Below are 14,875 nucleotides of genomic sequence, written 5' to 3'. Positions count from 1 at the left end.
AAATATTTTCTCAAAACCTATGCAACATATTCATATTTTCCTCCGTCTGGAATGTCGAGTTCATGAGACTTACACCTAGAAGGAGGAAGATTCAAATGAAAAAAGCGATATCTACTTCGTTGGTTGCTATTCTACTCGCAACAAGTGTACCTGCTGCTCTGGCTGCTGACCAGGAGAGCAAAGGAAATGGGAACGGCAAGCCCGAAGTAAAGGCAGAAGCAAAAGATAAATCAAAAGAAACTTCTGTCAAAGAATCTGATACCGATACCGACGATGAGGACTCAACCGAAGCTAGCACAGATACCAACATCAAAGACGTAAAATTGAAAAAACAGCTGATCGAGCTTCGCCAAGAGCTCAAGCATACGGCTGAAATCACGGAAGATCAAATAAAGGAATACGAGCAGCTGGTAGCTGAACTGGAAAAAACCACTGACAAACAGGGAGCTTTGGACGTACAGCTTGAGCTTCTTCAGCGCACGTACCAAAAAGGAGATCACACACCATTCAAAAAGCTTGGAGAACTCCTTGAGAATACTGGCTCGACAGAAGTGAAAGCATTCGTAGATGGAAAACAGGTAAATGCGGATGTGGCACCGTTTGTACAAGGTGGAAGAGCTTTAGTGCCTGTGCGTGCCATCAGCTCCGCATTGAAAGCGGAAGTGAACTGGAAGCCAGAGACTCGTACCGTCGAAATTTCGCGTGGCGAAAAATCTATCACGCTGTACCTCGATAAAAAAGAAGCAACTGTAGACGGAAAAACTATTTCTCTGGACACTGCACCTGTACTGAAAAATGGACGTGTATTCCTGCCTCTGCGCTTCATCAGTGAACAGCTGAACGCGGAAGTAAAATGGCAAGAAGAAGGCAAAATCGTTATCATTGACGACATTCAAGCCGCTAAAGAATCCGACCAAGATACAGACTCCAGCGATACATCTGCAAAGTAATACAGGCTACAAGCCCTCACATAGCTGAGGGCTTTTTACCTTTCGTCTACCCTGGCTCATATGGCCTAGAAAAAAAGATAGTGGTTCTCATTAGCTCTTTTAGCTATGGGATCTGCTATCTTTTTTGCGTTTTACCATCACTTTTGCCCATGACTTTGTGGAAGGATAGCAGCATTCGCCACTTTTCCGCGACTGAAAACAAGCTTATTTCCCCTATAGTTCGTCCAGTCATGTCCAAGCGGCATTCATAAAATATTGTATGAACGCTAAGGAGGTGGATGTATGTCTTGTGGTTGTAATGATCGAGAAAAAAAACACGAGATTGAAAAAGATTGTGACACAGACATAGAAAGGGATTTCGATAGAGACGTGGACGAAGATTTTGACAGTGACCATGATCGTTGTGGCTGTGGTTGTCGCCGCCGTCGTCGTCGTCGTCGCTGCCGTTTTTGTTCCTTCTTCCGTCGCCGTCGTCGCCGCTGTCGTTTCTGTTTCTTCCGTTGTCGCCGTCACCGCCGTTGATAGTAGTGTCCTTCTAATAATGAAGAAACGTCCGAATCATTTGACTCGGACGTTTTGCTTTTGCTACGCTCCAAACCTCTGGCGGTACCCACATCTTCTGCATAATTCCTCGACAGCTTCCCTGCGAGAAAATCCTTCTACCAGATCATTGGCCCGCTCGCCATCCACAATATCAGTGAAAGAGGTCTGATTGATATTCCCTAGATTAATAACCCCTTCTCCATCGAGACAGCAAGGCACAACCGTTCCATTCTCGAGAATCGCCGCCTGTGTGCGCAGACCATGGCAAAAGCCTTTTCCATCATCCTCAGGCGCTGTCAGACTCGGCCACTGGAATTCGTAATCTTGGTTCAAATAAACGCGGTCATCGATTTTTACCCCGCTGCCCGGCATTACTTTTTCTTCAATTCGATAGTCCAGCCCAAATTCTTTTTCAATCACTTCAAGCGTCTGGCGGTTTCTACTCTTTTGAATGTTCGTGGCGTTATCCTGCGTCAAGTTCCACAGACGGAAAGAAAAAATCACTTGATGCTCCCGAGCTTCCCGAACAAAGGAAAGAATCTCGCGCAAATACCCTTCGCGGTCGGTTGAGCCGATATGTCCGTCAAAGCTGTGAAGCGAGAAGTTCATTTGCCGGAGCGCAGGCTTGCCCAGCAATTTATGCCGATTTTTCGCGATCAGCGTACCATTTGTGGTGATATTGACCTTGAAGCCTTTCTCATGACTGATATCGAGCAGCTCATCAATTTTGGGATGGAGAAGCGGTTCCCCTTTGACGTGCAAATAAATGTAATCGGTGTGCGGTTTGATCTCATCCAGCCTTTTCGCAAAGTCTTCTACTTTAATAAAACTTTTACTGCGCTCTGTTGGCGGACAAAAGGTACAGGCGAGATTACAAACACTGGTGATTTCTATATAGACTTTCTTAAATGTTTTCAAGATGTTTTCCCCATTCCAGATGCCTATGATTGATCATACCCATCATAGTAACATAGGAGGGCTTTTACGGGTAACGGTGTATTCTGGTGAATGGGCAACATTCATCCCTTTCCTTTTTCATAGTCCTCTTTTAGCATTCCATAAATCTCTACATCCACGATTCCTTTTCCCGACCATAGCGTTGCTTGTCTGAGTGTTCCTTCTTTCATAAAGCCATTCTTCATCAATACTTTCTTGGAGTTCTCATTCGGAGGCATCACTTCCGCCTGTATTCGGTTGACGTTGACATCCATGAACAAAAAGTGGAGCAATATGTTTACCGCTTCCGTCGTAATCCCTTTTCCCCAATGCGCTTCGGACAAGAAGTAGCCAATCGTCACCATGTTTACCTTTTGATGAAAGTCGAAAGCTTCCATAATACCAAGCAAGTGATCGGAGTTATCATTGGTGAATATCCCCCATTTGATCCTCGATTTTTTCAAATAGTCTCTCTCAAAATGCCCGATCATGTTTTTCACTGTCGCTTTATTATGCTTGGGGATAATGCCGCAGTAGGCAAATACATGATCATTGCTATAGATTTCAAATACTTCGTCCAAATGCTGCTCTTCGATTTTCTTCAAAGTGAAACGATCTGATTTTAAAATGGGAAACTGGTTAAAAAGTACGTCAACGTTCATAATTTCAGCTCCATCTTTTGAGATTACCTAACTTCTTAATTTTTCCAACATAACTCTTTTTCCTCCTTATCCACCCCATAGAAAAAAGGTATGGAAGCATGCCTCCATACCTGCATCAAAAAGCGAGTAGTACTACTAATTCATCTAAATGAGCATCCCCGCAATCGCTGCGCTCAACAGATTCGCCAAGGTTGCCGCAACTACTGCACGTAAGCCCATCTCCGCAAGGTCTGATCTTCTTGACGGAGCAAAGCCGCCCAAACCGCCAATGACCATAGCCAGCGCAGCCAAATTGGCAAAGCCGCAAAGGGCGAAGCTGATGATCACAACGCTTTTTTGCGACAAATTCACGATCTCAGGTGCAAAAGCCGTGTACGCGACAAATTCGTTGAGGACAATCTTTTGCCCGATGAAAGAACCAGCTTTTAGCGCTTCCTCCCATGGAACCCCGATCATAAAGGCAATCGGCGCGAACAGGTAGCCTAAAATATGCTCGAGCGTCAACGCTTCTATTCCCACTAACCCGCCAAGCCAGCCAATAATCGAGTTCAGCAAGAAAATCAACGAGATAAATGCTAGCAAAAGCGCACCGACACCAGCAGCTACTTTTAGCCCGTCCGAAGCTCCACGAGCTGCCGCGTCAATGACGTTTCTGGACTCCGTATCTTTCATTACTTCCACATGTTCCACTCTGTGTGGCTGTTCTGTCTCCGGCATCATCATTTTCGCAAGCAACAGACCACCCGGCGCTCCCATGAATGCTGCGGCTAGCAAATATTCAATCGGAACACCAAGCATCGCATACCCACCGATAACCGAACCCGAAACGCACGCCAGTCCGCCTGTCATGACAGCAAACAGCTCGGACTTGGTCATTTTCTCAATATAAGGCCTTACGACAAGTGGCGCCTCAATCGGACCCAAGAAAATATTTGCAGAGGCTGACATGGATTCGGTCTCGCTCGTTTTGAGCACACGAGACAAAAATCCACCGATGATTTTCGTCGCCCACTGCATGATTCCGAGATAATACAGAACCGAAATCAAGGAAGAGAAGAAGATAATGATTGGCAATACTTGCAGGGCAAACGTAAAGCCTGCGTTCTGTGCACCGAGTATCCCGCCAAACAAGAACTGAATTCCGGCATTCGTCGAATCAATCATGCTTTGAACAATCGACGCCAAGTACTCCAGAAGCTTTTTCCCAAAATCCCATTTCAGTACGATCAAAGCAAAAATAAACTGAATCGAAAACGCACCAATGACCGTTCTCGGATTGATCGCTCTCCGATTTTTCGAAAACGCAAAGGCTATCAAAAAAATTCCCAGGATGCCGAGAACTCCCCAAATGTATTGCATGAACATATCCTTTCCTTATCGCCAGCTGTGTCGATATCTAAGATGATTTGCTTTGTTCTAGTTCGCTTTTTTCGCTAATTCTGTTATGTAATCAAAGAATGCATCACGATTTACGTCATACACCACATGTACAGGGCGTCCATCAGCCGTCTCAACAGTTCGGCCTTGGCTTGCCCCTTCTGTAATCACGATGCTGTTAACCGTTTGTACCTTTACAAGATCACTATTGCCAACAAACGCTGTCGTTAATACATCCCACAGGTAGTAAGTCGAGTTGGTCGAGAAATGGACAAGCGGCGGTACCATTGCATAGCATTGCCCCAAGAAATCCACACCGATATACTTACGTGCTTTTGCCCAGCGCTCACGAACATCCAGTGTCAGTGGGACTTGGTTCGTGCTCTCCAGTGCGACCAATTCAATCTCCATTCCGCTTTCCCATACGCGAGCAGCCGCTTCCGGGTCCCAGAATACGTTCCATTCTGCGGTTCCATCGTGCTCAGGCTCATGCACGTTTCCTTCTTCACGGAATGTTCCGCCCATCCACACCAGGCGTTCTACTTTTTCTTCGATGGTCGGATCGATATCCAACGCACGCGCAAGGTCAGTCAAAGGACCAGTAAACAACAAGGTCGTTTTTCCCTCCGTAGCACGCAGCGTTTCAATAATGTGAAGATGCGCGGGCTTGTCCGCTACTGGCGTAATCACTTCTCCTGATTCATTGAGCAAGGGCAGTGCGTCTACATAAAAGGCATGCATGCGCCAGTCCTTTGGAAAAGGATTTTTCCCGCGGGAATTGGACTCGGCTACATCCAGACCGCCTTTACCGAAACGATCAATGATTTTCCGGCTGGCAAACATCGCTGGTTCCAAGTAGCAATCCGCTGGAATGACAGATACCCCTGTCAGATTCACATTGTCCATTTGGAGCAGCAAAAATAAAGAAATTAAATCATCAACGCCGCCATCATGGTTAAAGTAAATGTTTTTCTTCATCATTATTATCTCCAATCTCATACATGAACTTGTAAGAAGTACAATGAAACCACTATTATTTGGAACCCTTCAAAAAATAATACTAAAGTTTCACTAAAAAATATATAACCATTATGAACAACACAACTGAAGAACGAAAAAGAGACTATCCTCCAGTAAAAAATCTACTTTCGCGATAGCCTCTAAGTCACTTTATTTGTTTAACAGATGGAAAACTTGCTCTACGTCTTTGTCACCTCGTCCTGAAAGGTTAACAATCAGGATCTGCTCTGGTGAAAGAGTGGGGGCCAACTGCAAGGCATAGGCAATGGCATGTGCGCTTTCCAAGGCGGGAATGATCCCTTCTGTTCTGGACAGTTCTTGAAAAGCCGCCAACACTTCTTCATTCGTCACCGTATAATAATCCGCTCGTCCACTGACTTTTAGCTGGCTGTGCTCTGGACCAATTCCAGGATAGTCCAATCCAGCCGCAATCGAATACGTTTTTTGCGGCTCTCCATTTTCATCCAGCAATACGAGGCATTTAAAACCGTGAATGACAGCTGGAACCCCTTGGGTCAAGGTAGGTGCCTGATCAGGCTCCACACCAATCAGACGTACGGATGGTTCCTCAATATAATGGGCAAAAGCCCCAATCGCATTGCTGCCACCGCCAACAGCAGCGATGACCGCATCTGGCAACCGACCTTCTTTTTCTAAGATTTGTCGCTTGGATTCTTCACTGATAATCGCTTGAAAATACTTTACCATCGTGGGGAACGGATGCGGACCAACCGCAGATCCCAATAGATAGAACGTGCTCTGATAGTTTTCAACCAAATCATTCAGCGCTTCATCAACCGCATCCTTCAATCTTCCTTGCCCTTTGGACACCGCTACCACTTTTGCCCCTAAAAGCTCCATCCGAAACACATTTAACGCCTGTCTTTTCGTATCCTCCGCTCCCATATAGATCACGCAATCCATGCCAAACATCGCGCAAACAGTCGCGGTAGCAACTCCATGCTGTCCTGCACCTGTCTCGGCAATAATACGCTGGGCACCCATTCGTTTTGCCAGAAGGATTTGCCCAATGACATTATTGATCTTGTGGGCACCCGTATGGTTTAAATCTTCCCGCTTTAGATAAATTTTGGCACCGCCGAGTTTTGCAGTTAAATGGCGAGCAAACGTCAACGGATTTTCCCGACCGATATATTCTTTCAGATAATACTTGTACTCTTCGATAAATTCCTCGTCATCTTTATACCTTTCAAATTGTTCAGCCAAATAGTCCAATACTTCCTGCAATTGTGGAGGTACAAAGCTTCCTCCGAACTCACCGAAATATCCCTTCTTTGTCTGTTCTGTCAATGACATGCTCATCTCTCCTCAGCTATAACTAGTCCTCAATCCTTCCTTGCATTTTATAAGATCAAAAGAGCGTGTGTCAATTTAATTTTATGATTATTCAGAATTCATTTGTTTGTTGGTATTTTTTACAAAACCATCATTTTAGCTTCATATTTCCCCAATATAGATAGGGTAGTCTAACAAAAGTGATTCATTACGTCGTTTTTTCATTCGGAGGGATATGATGAAGATTCTTTTTCAAAAGAAAAGCTTGCTAGTCGCAACAATTGCGGCTCTTTCCTTGATCGGCACACAAGGAGCAGGTGCAACTCAAAATGTAACGGGAGCACCAGTAGTAGCAGAAATACATGAATGGAAAAATCCTCCTGCGCTCACTGAAGGTATTAAGGAAGGCGGCTTCTCTGGTCTCGTGCATCTTCCTAACGATCCTCCTTCTATTTTTTATACACTGGCTGACCGTGGACCAAATGGGCAATACGGCAAGGACGAGCTGCGTACGTTCCCTGACCAAAACTACACACCACGCATGTACAAAATAAAAGTAGAAAACGGGAACATTCACGTTTTGGAAACCATCAAGCTGCGTTTGCCACAGGGCAAGATCAACCCTTTTACGAAAACGACTTATATTAGTGGATTGCCGAACCTCGCTGGCCCTGATGAAGTTCCTTACGATGTAACGGGAACTAAAAAGCTTAGTTACGATCCAGACGGTTTGGATTTGGAAGGCATCGCTTACAACCCGATCGACGATACTTTTTGGTTATCCGACGAATATCGCCCATCCATCATTCAAGTAAAGCGTGACGGCACAATCCTGGGCCGCTATGTACCAAAGGGTACCAAAGAAGCCTTACTTGCAGCAGGTGCACAGATGGAGATATTTGATACGCTGCCAGCCGTCTATTCCAAACGCATTGCAAACCGTGGCTTCGAAGGTGTCACGATCTCGCCAGATGGTAAGTTCTTGTATACTTCGATCCAAAGTCCGATGGCACTCCCTGATAAAAAGACAGGCGAAGCTTCCCGTAATTTGCGCATTTTAAAGATGGATCTCGCCACCAAAAAAGTCGTAGGCGAGTACATGTACATCGCAGAAAACGCGAAAGACTTCGTGAAAGTGAAACAAAAAGACGTCGTCATCAGCGACTTGGCCGCACTCAGTCAGGATGTTTTACTCATTGACGAGCGAGACAAAAATGCCGGTGCAAACGCACAGCTTAAGCGTATTTACAAGGCTGATTTTTCGAAAGCAACCAATCTACTCGGTACGTCAACAAGTGAGCATGACTTCGAAAAACTCACCGTTGCCCAAGTGAAAGAGAAAGGAATTGTGCCGATTTCCAAGGAATTGCTGGTGGATGTAGCCAAGCTGAATTATCCGCATGAAAAGCTGGAAGGATTAGCGATTGTGGATAAAAATACGATTGCCATTGTGAATGACAATGATTTCGGCGTAGATGGCTATGATGAGAAGGGCAAGATTAAAATTAATAGCAATCCGACGCAAATGTATGTGATTAAAGTAGGTAAGGATTTGAAATAAAATGTAGAGAAAAGCCTCGTGGGTGATACATGTCCACGAGGCTTTTCCTTAGTTATTCGTCTCCGCCTTCATACAGCTTCGATAAGAATTCTGTAAATGTTTCAGCCACTGGGGAGATCGCATCTCTTTGCCATTCTTCCAATGATTTTTCTTCTATTTCACCCTCATACAGGTCTTCCTCTGTGATCAAGAATTCGTGATGTACGAAAACAACGATTGGTTCAGCATGCTTTCCGTTACTATAGTCAAAGCAAATGTAATTACCGGCAGCATCATACCCGATTGGGATCACTCCGTCAGGTACACAATCCTTAAGATCCTCGTGTGCTGTTAAGATATAGTAACTCCCAACCTTACTACTAAGGCTATAGAATGTATGAAATACTTTACCTTCTCCTTCCTCGTAATCAAAGACACAAGGAACAGGACATCCTTCATTATTCTCAAGCATGCACTCTACAAAATCTTTGGGAAATCGGACGCCCAAGGCAGCTTCTACTTCCTCGATATCTTGGATGTCTATTTTCTCTGTGCAACTTTCAAATGTTACATGCTTTGGAATTCCCATGTCATTACTCCCTGTGAAAGAATTTCGCAATCATTGCACCACTTTACTTATATCGGTAATTCTTACATTTCGTTGAAACCAGAAAAACAAAAAGAAGGGGCGTGATCCCCTTCCTTTGCAACTCATTCCATGTCTACTGTTCTTTCTATAACGAGGCCCATGTGCTTTCTAGCCACTGATCAAAATCAGCACCTTTTTCTCCCTCATACGTATCATATATATCGCTTCTCATTTTTTGCAGTTTCTCTTTGAACTCCTCAAATGTATGGCCTTTTGGCAAGCTTTTCTTAATTCTTACCAAGGCTTTCGTTGCTCCTTTGATCAAGTCGCCTTTTTTCTGAGCAGGTAATCGAACACCTTCCCCAAAGGCTTTCAGTTTATGAAAAGCAGTCTCTTGCACTTTGTACACCGAATCATTTTCCACGATACGCTTCAGTAATTGAATCGTTTGCTCATGCTTCCACTGCCCTAATTCTTCAACAGCCTCTAAGCGCTCTCTCCAATTTGATGTTCGATTAGCAGCTTTCTTTAATTCCTCAAAGTTTAGGGGAAACTCATTTTTGATTTCAGTATTATTCAATCGAATCTATCTCCTTCTGACTATCATCCTTCTATTATGACACTACGTCACACGAATAACACCACCTGATCGCATATAAATTCCTCGAATCTAGGTCTGTTCCCGTCATCCCATGAATAAAATGAACGGAATTTCGCCAGTTCACCTGTCTTCTATCCATCGAGAAGAAAATGGAGGGTTGCCTATTGTTAGCGGTCAGGAAGAAAAAAATATCCCTTTGGGTGATCAGCGTAATGATGCTCTCTGCCATACTGTTGCTCTTTGTACCATCTGTAGAAGGGGCACAGGGCAAGGGATCTGACGCATCCACAAACACAAATGTTGTATCTGCAGCCAAAGTCGCACCAAAAGGCTTTTATGCAAAATGGGAAATGGATGTGGGCGGAGCAAGAGGATGCTCCTCGTTGTGTTGGGAGTATTTTTACTTCATCAACGATAAGCAGGTGGCAACAACATTTCCAGATGGCGGAATAGATGCACTCAATTGCAGTAAAAATACATGTTTGACCTATCAAATCAAAGGGAACAAACTCACGCTCAGTAACGGAAAATCGTATACGTTCAAGGTCAAATCAGCAAACGAACTGGAGATCAACGGTGGAAAATTCATCAAATATGCCCCCTCCTCTGGGCTGAAGCTTCAAGGCAAGTACGAGTCTTTCAGCTATTCCTCCAACGTTCTTGGCACCGGATACGCAAGCTCGATCACCTATGTATTCAATAAAGACGGTACCTTTGTAGACAGCAGCTTCGTGGGCGTCACCACAGATGGTTCCAGTACAGGAGATAATTCGGGCACTTCTACTAGCGTCGGATCAGAGTCCAAAGCATCCGGAACCTATCAGATCGTAAATTATACTCTCTCTCTAACCTATAAGGATGGCAAAACGAAAAAGCTCCTATTTTTCCTACCTGAACAGCCAAGTCCCAAAATGCTGCGCATCGGAGGTCGAGACTTTTTGCTCGCGGATGGTAACGCCGCGAAACCTCAGCCTCCTGAACCGCCTTATACTGATTTTCTCACCACCAAAAAAATCGCCAAAAAACAAGTACTCTTTACCTTCAAGCCAAACAAGAGCGATCAGTATAACAACATCAAAATTACACTGCAAGGCTATCAATGGGCAAAGCTGACGATTGAGCCTGCTTACGTTAAGTCTTTTCAAGGGTTCAGCGATAAAGGGATTGTCGCCCTGACAGCCAAATACCGAATCGATAATACCTCGGCGCAAACGGTTAAAGTTAGCAGCTTGCAGGCGACGCTTGATTTGCCCGATTCCAAAGCCACTGTAAAAGCCGCGAACGGATTGACCCCCACAGTCAAGGACGAGTTAAAAGCAGGTGAAAGTGTGGAGAGCATGCTGGTCATTTTGGTTCCAGCGGAGCATTTTGACAAGAACAAGGATTTCAAGCTGTGGTTCGGCCCATTGCTTAACCTCAATGGCCAAGACGTGCTTCAAGAGGAATGGCTCCATTTCAATATATGGAAAAAGTTATAGAAAAAAAGCTTCTCGCCTCTCATGATTAAGGAGGCAAGAAGCTTTTCATTTTTAATCAGGCACGAACATCTCCATGATACGTCTTGCAGCTTCTTTGTATCCGCCAGCGTTACGCAAAGAATCCCCTACCTGCATCGCACGCTCTTTATAGGTCGATTCGTTCAACACTTGCAGCAAAGCATCCTTCAAAACTGTCGGTGTAAGCTGCCCTCTATCTAACATAATCCCCGCTCCCAGCTCCTCCACCCGCTTCGCCACAATCGGTTGATCAGAGCTTAATGGAATCATGACGAGTGGTACATGAAAATAGAGAGCCTCACTCGTACTGTTCATGCCAGCATGGGTAATAAAAGCATCCGCTTGCTGAAGCACTTCCAGTTGAGGAACGTAAGGCTCAACGATGAAGTTCGGTGGAATATACTCTCTGAGCGATTCCAGCTCTGTATCTTTTCCGCAAGACAGTACGACTTGAGCTGGGATATCTTGAAAGGCTGCAAAGCACAGTTTGTACAATTCCACATCTTTGGTCAAAATACTGCCCATAGAAATGTATACGACCTTATCGTATGGTGAGCGAAGCTTTTCAAACGGAAAAGAAGGAGCATCAGGGCGCGAAGTAATCGAAGGTCCTGTGAAAATGTAACTATCGTCCAGCTTGTCAGCATCTGGCTGGAATTCACGGCTGGTAAAGACAATCTTCATGTCCCCAAACTGGCGGGTAATATCTTCAATGGCAGGTACGGGTACGTTGCATATACGAGCAATGCTTTGTGCAGTCTGCGTCACTCGTTCATAAAGTGCATTCACATCTACATCACTTGCATCAAATACTTCTACAATCTGGCTGAGCGGTTCAGCAAAAGCCAGATTGGTTACGGAGCAGATCGTCGGGATTCCTAACTTCTCCCCTAAAATCGCCCCTCCCCACCCAAACAAGGAGTCAAAAATCAGGTAATCAAATGATTCATTTTCTATCTGCCGGAGAATCTCGGGAATGTGGGGTTCAATAATACCTCGCAGCATAAAATCGGTGAAATGAAGAGGGTGATTAAATTCTGTTGGGTTAAAGCCTAAATCACGAAGTACTTGTTCATCCAATTGATAAGCCCGGAATTGCGCCCCAGTCTGGGCAAGCCTATCCCGATATTCTTCTGAACACATATAGACGACTTCTTCTCCGTTGTCGACTAACTGCTTCACTAATCCCAATGTAGGATTCACGTGACCATCTGCTGGAATCGTAACATACAATACGCGTGCCACTCACTCCACCTCCAAAAGAATACCTAATTAGAAATTGTTTCCATTTCATTATAGGTCAGGTGGTTGGTGAAAATGGTTACATTCCAAATATTTCATAATTTGTTCAATATTTTATATGAAGATGTTTAGTCTTGCAGGTAAACCATTATATTCCAAGGATTTCAGAAACACAAAAATCCCTCCAGCCATCATATCTCCATGTGAAGGGATTTCCATCCGTTTTATTTAATTTGGAAACCCCGAAGGCCCGATGCCTACAAGGAGTTTAACTTCTGTACTTTTTTGAGATAGTGAAAATATTCCTCTCGAAGCGGGTGCTTTTTACTCAACCACGGTTTGCTATCTTCCCCTGTGTAGTGAATAATGGCCGGGTCTATTCGCAGGTTGCTTTTATAAAGATGCTTGGACTGATAATTCCACTTTGTATCGAGTTGGAGCCAATTATCATGAAGAATCGCATTCATCGGATCTTGACTGGGATAACGAATAAGACTTTGGTTCTTTTTCATGTAATCATAAATCTTGCTCGTGATGTTATGCACTCTCCATTTATTCAAATTCATGACTAATACTCCCGCATTAAAGTAATCACAGTCATCCGGAATAGACAGATCGACATGTCTTAATTTGTTTACCCCTTGCCAAGAATCCTTCACGGCTGCAAGTAAGTAATCATCAATATTGGTGTTCCATAATGGAGTGATGTCTTCTTTAATAACCATATCACTGTCCAAATAAATCACTTTTTCAATCTCTTTGTCCAAGAGGTCTGGAATCGAAATTCGATGATAGGTTTCCTGCGTAAGATGATCACGGACGAGGAATCCATCATATAGGGTCGGATCAATAGTTACATAGTTGATTTGAGCATGGAATCGTTTCACAGTTTTCGTTAAGATGGATTTATTTTTCCCTGAGACTTGACTGTCAATAACGTGAACGGTGACTGGGTTTTTAGAAACCTTATTTTCAAAAAGGGAATATAACATGACTGCGAGATGGATAGCAAAACCATCATTAACGGCTGTTACAATATGAATCGTGCCCACTATTCTCCCACCCCATATCCTTATTGAGCTATATATACACACTATTCATGGACAGCGTTGGTTTGTGTGATGAAAATACCTAATTATTTCTAGATGGGAGCACAATTCACAGCTGCAAGCCTCCGCTAATGCGGCTTTTTTCTGTGATCGATCAGAAAACCGTTATACGACTAGAGCATGTTCTATCCATCCCCATAAAATATATAAGCTGTGAGGAACGACTCGAATTCGGCAATGACCTTATCCCATAAGAGCGTTATTGGGGTAATTTGTCCAAGCTCCAGACAGACAGGGAACAAGAAAGTACCTATTTAAAAGGGTGATGAAATATGATCTCCTTTGTGGTTGGCAGAGGTATGGGCCATCTCGGTAGATGCATTAGCATAACGGAAAAATTGCAGCAACACCATCTTCCTATTCACGTGTTTGCCTTTCGGGAAACACATGGCTATTTAGCGAAAAACCTGCACAATGACGTCCAATTGAAGGCCTTTAAATCCAAAAAATTCGAGGATGGTAAACAAACCACACTATTAATAAATGATTGGCGCGCCGATGTGCCTCGATTTCGCAGTGAGGGGAAAGTCGATGGAAACACAAAGGTAGTGACCCTCTATCACAGTGACTTTATCATCGATAAAAGTGATTCAGCTCCCATGCAGGAATATAAAAATCGCATTGTAGAAATCGCCAATCACTCCGATATCTTTCTGCACATGAATCTGATTCCGCCTAAGCAGACCCATCCGCAAATGAACTGCATCTACATCCCGATTCCTTTAATCACCAGGGAAATCAGCCAGTCACCGGAAGAAGTGCGACGCATGTTAGGTCTTCAGCAGAACGAGTCGTTTATTTTGGTTCACATGGGGGGCGGACTCGCTAACCGTTATGAACAGATCGTGAAGTGGTATGATCAAATAAACTCACTTGCCAGCCGCTATCGATTTGTTATAGCTGGGCAATTGGCAGATGAAGATTACCCATTCGATGAAAGAATCATCAAAGCCCCTCTCATCCCGAATGGCAAAAACCTTGTACAGGCGGCCAGTCTGGTCATTAGCAAACCGGGCATGGGCATTTTAGGAGATTGCATCTCTACAGGAACTCCATTGCTTTTCCTTCCGCCGGATGATGCGGAACGCGAGCAAAAAATAGATATGCTGCGAGAAATAGCCAATAGTGATCAGGTATCGATCCAGGAACCGGCAGAGATTGTACCAAAGATCGAGTATGCTTTAGGAAATAAAGAGGTCATTCAAAAAAGATTTCGTCTTATCCCTACCAACGGCGCTGAGGTCGCAAGCAAAATTATCGAAATGGCATACCAGATCCCGCTATCGAAATTGCCACAAAGCCAGGAAGATCTCTTGCTCTTGACGCCATATCGCTCATTTGGAAATAAGGACTGATGACTTTGAAGCAAACAAGGAGGACTGTCTTAGGTAGAAGATCAATTTCTACTTAAGACAGTCCTCTTACTTTCGCTCATTTCCCCGCAAAATTTCCATCTATGCGACGAGTATATTTTCGATTAGAATATATCAGTGCTACTCTGCTATCGGCAGAAG

The 14,875-nt window shown here is 44.1% G+C and carries 14 protein-coding genes; 4 read left to right on the top strand and 10 right to left on the bottom strand.

The window, feature by feature from the left end; translation table 11 throughout:
• The first annotated feature begins 95 nt into the window (after positions 1–95).
• Positions 96–950 carry a copper amine oxidase N-terminal domain-containing protein gene (locus HP398_RS11750; protein ID WP_173622654.1) on the top strand — a complete coding sequence of 285 codons (855 nt, stop codon included), beginning with the start codon at positions 96–98 and terminating at the stop codon, positions 948–950.
• 228 nt (positions 951–1,178) lie between these two features.
• On the opposite strand, the gene HP398_RS30925 is transcribed toward HP398_RS11750, so the two are convergent.
• From HP398_RS30925 to trpB, 6 genes are all read right to left on the bottom strand, one after another.
• Positions 1,179–1,463 carry a hypothetical protein gene (locus tag HP398_RS30925; protein ID WP_254476051.1) on the bottom strand — a complete coding sequence of 95 codons (285 nt, stop codon included), beginning with the start codon at positions 1,461–1,463 and terminating at the stop codon, positions 1,179–1,181.
• Between the two features lie 72 nt (positions 1,464–1,535).
• Positions 1,536–2,411, bottom strand: coding sequence for a radical SAM/SPASM domain-containing protein (locus HP398_RS11740; protein WP_173622653.1), 876 nt, complete (start codon positions 2,409–2,411; stop codon positions 1,536–1,538).
• 101 nt (positions 2,412–2,512) lie between these two features.
• On the bottom strand, positions 2,513–3,091 hold the full coding sequence (locus tag HP398_RS11735; RefSeq protein ID WP_173622652.1) for a GNAT family N-acetyltransferase: 579 nt from the start codon (positions 3,089–3,091) through the stop codon (positions 2,513–2,515).
• Positions 3,092–3,235: 144 nt separating this feature from the next.
• Complete coding sequence (locus tag HP398_RS11730; protein ID WP_173622651.1) at positions 3,236–4,450, bottom strand: NupC/NupG family nucleoside CNT transporter; 1,215 nt, start codon at positions 4,448–4,450, stop codon at positions 3,236–3,238.
• 57 nt (positions 4,451–4,507) lie between these two features.
• A complete protein-coding gene (locus tag HP398_RS11725) occupies positions 4,508–5,446 on the bottom strand; it encodes a nucleoside hydrolase (RefSeq protein ID WP_017249866.1) in 939 nt (312 codons plus the stop codon).
• Between the two features lie 192 nt (positions 5,447–5,638).
• On the bottom strand, positions 5,639–6,805 hold the full coding sequence (gene trpB, locus HP398_RS11720) for a tryptophan synthase subunit beta (protein WP_017249865.1): 1,167 nt from the start codon (positions 6,803–6,805) through the stop codon (positions 5,639–5,641).
• Positions 6,806–7,022: 217 nt separating this feature from the next.
• Here trpB and HP398_RS11715 point away from each other — a divergent pair, with 217 nt between their 5' ends.
• Entirely contained in the window at positions 7,023–8,345 is a 1,323-nt protein-coding gene (locus HP398_RS11715) for an esterase-like activity of phytase family protein (protein ID WP_173622650.1), read from the top strand.
• Positions 8,346–8,397: 52 nt separating this feature from the next.
• Here the strand turns inward: HP398_RS11715 and HP398_RS11710 are convergent, their stop codons facing one another.
• Together HP398_RS11710 and HP398_RS11705 are read right to left on the bottom strand one after the other, a co-directional pair.
• A complete protein-coding gene (locus HP398_RS11710; protein ID WP_173622649.1) occupies positions 8,398–8,913 on the bottom strand; it encodes an SMI1/KNR4 family protein in 516 nt (171 codons plus the stop codon).
• 145 nt (positions 8,914–9,058) lie between these two features.
• Positions 9,059–9,493 (bottom strand): HEAT repeat domain-containing protein, encoded by a 435-nt coding sequence (locus HP398_RS11705; RefSeq protein ID WP_173622648.1) that lies wholly within the window; start codon positions 9,491–9,493, stop codon positions 9,059–9,061.
• A 185-nt stretch (positions 9,494–9,678) separates the two neighbouring features.
• On the opposite strand from HP398_RS11705, the gene HP398_RS11700 reads away from it, so the two are divergent.
• Positions 9,679–10,992 carry a hypothetical protein gene (locus tag HP398_RS11700; protein WP_173622647.1) on the top strand — a complete coding sequence of 438 codons (1,314 nt, stop codon included), beginning with the start codon at positions 9,679–9,681 and terminating at the stop codon, positions 10,990–10,992.
• Positions 10,993–11,043: 51 nt separating this feature from the next.
• Here HP398_RS11700 and HP398_RS11695 read toward each other — a convergent pair whose 3' ends face one another.
• Both HP398_RS11695 and HP398_RS11690 read right to left on the bottom strand, forming a co-directional pair.
• On the bottom strand, positions 11,044–12,255 hold the full coding sequence (locus HP398_RS11695) for a macrolide family glycosyltransferase (RefSeq protein ID WP_173622646.1): 1,212 nt from the start codon (positions 12,253–12,255) through the stop codon (positions 11,044–11,046).
• Between the two features lie 254 nt (positions 12,256–12,509).
• A complete protein-coding gene (locus HP398_RS11690; RefSeq protein ID WP_173622645.1) occupies positions 12,510–13,304 on the bottom strand; it encodes a glycosyltransferase family 8 protein in 795 nt (264 codons plus the stop codon).
• 329 nt (positions 13,305–13,633) lie between these two features.
• Between HP398_RS11690 and HP398_RS11685 the strand changes: the two genes are divergently transcribed.
• Positions 13,634–14,716, top strand: coding sequence for a glycosyltransferase family 28 protein (locus tag HP398_RS11685; protein WP_173622644.1), 1,083 nt, complete (start codon positions 13,634–13,636; stop codon positions 14,714–14,716).
• The last annotated feature ends 159 nt before the right edge of the window (positions 14,717–14,875 follow it).

The sequence above is a fragment of the Brevibacillus sp. HB1.4B genome (assembly GCF_013284285.1).
Classification (GTDB): domain Bacteria; phylum Bacillota; class Bacilli; order Brevibacillales; family Brevibacillaceae; genus Brevibacillus; species Brevibacillus porteri.
Note: the sequence above shows the minus strand (reverse complement) of the source record. Positions and strands in the feature narration are given on the sequence as shown.